This is a genomic window from Streptomyces sp. OfavH-34-F (genome assembly GCF_022347745.1).
Taxonomy (GTDB): Bacteria; Actinomycetota; Actinomycetes; order Streptomycetales; family Streptomycetaceae; genus Streptomyces.
Genome location: NZ_JAKRGC010000615.1, coordinates 1 through 1,365, shown reverse-complemented (window position 1 = coordinate 1,365; position 1,365 = coordinate 1). Strand labels below are relative to the sequence as shown.

Genomic DNA, 1,365 nt, shown 5'->3' with positions numbered 1-1,365 from the left:
GCCCGGCGCCGCACGGTGTGCAGCGCGGCGGCGTCCAGCAGGGCCGACGCCGTACCGTCCGGGCCGTCGCCGGACAGCCCCGCCGGCGGCCGCCGGTCCGTGCCGAGCAGGGCCGTGGTCACCAGCTCCTCCCACGGCAGCCCCGCCATCGCGTCGCCCGGCCCGCCGGGTGCGGCGGGCGCGGCGGGGGAGGGGGACGAGGAGGCGGTGGAAGCGGGGTCGATGGGCGTCGTGGTCGAGGTCGGGTGGGGCATGGCTCCTCCTCGGGAGGCGTGCGGCGAGGCCGTCGGCAGACGGGCTGCGAGGCGGTCGGGAGGCGTGCGGCGAGGCCGTCGGCAGGCGGACTGCGAAGTCGTCGGCAGGCGGGCTGCGAGGTCAGATGAGCGCTACGGTCTCGGCGGGTCCGTGCGCACCGGCCTGCGCCGGCCAGGCCGCCAGCGGGTCGAAGCCGCGGTGGCCGCACTCGCCGAAGACGGTCAGCGGGAGGCCGCCCGAGACCGCGGCGAGCTTCCAGAGCGCCGGCCGGTTCAGCGCGGCGGCGGTGACCGGCAGGGCTTCCCGGCCCTCCGCGTCCACCAACTGCCAGCCCTCCGGGGCCGGCACGGGTATGACCTCGCGCAACGTCACCGGCCAGGACTCCAGCCAGGGATCATCGGCCAGGGCCCGCCCGTACGCGGCGACCGCCTCGGCGGGCGATCCCCCCGGCGGCGGCGAGGCGGCGGCCTGCGCGAGGTGGAAGCGCTCACCCAGCTCGGCCCGCAGCTGCCCGGCCCCCGGATAGGGCGTCAGCTCGGCCTCCACGGTCGCGCCCACGGGCAGCGCGAGGGCGGGGGAGCGGCCGGCCGCCCCGTAGGACAGCAGCAGGGCCGTCCGGCCCGACTCCTCCCCGTACAGCCAGATGCGGCGGGCGACGATCCGGCCCTCATGCGTGTCGTACTGGGCGAGGACCAGCCAGCGGTCGCGCACCGGCGGACCCTCCGGGGAGGCCGACAGGCCCACCCGCGTCCGCACGGTGGTCGCCAGGGCGGGCGGCAGCCGGTCGCGGCCCAGCCACGCCGCGTCCAGCAGATGCAGCAGCGCGCACTCCTCCAGGAGCCGCACCGGCCAGCCGGGACCGGACGCGGGGACCGCGCCCAGCTCCCGCACCCGGCCCGCCAGGCCGGGCGCCTGGGCATCGACCATACGGGCCGCCGTCTCCTCCCACAGCCCGTACCCCGACTGCTCGGCCGCCGCGAGCCCCCCGCGCAGCAGATCGGTCAGCCGCTGCTCCAACTCCCGCGCGCCGCCCCCGACCCGCTCGGCCCGCTTTTCGGCCCGCTTGCGCGCCGCCTCCGGGTCGGCGGGGCCGTCCGGCGCGCCGTCACC

The 1,365-nt window shown here is 79.0% G+C and carries 1 protein-coding gene and 1 pseudogene; both read right to left on the bottom strand.

The genetic code is table 11. The features are described 5' to 3' along the window. Positions 1 to 254, bottom strand: a pseudogene (locus tag MHW47_RS35435) (hypothetical protein); the annotation flags it as partial. 121 nt (positions 255 to 375) lie between these two features. Continuing rightward, positions 376 to 1,365: SWIM zinc finger family protein (locus tag MHW47_RS35430; RefSeq protein ID WP_239227906.1), on the bottom strand; the 990-nt coding region annotated here is incomplete at its 5' end.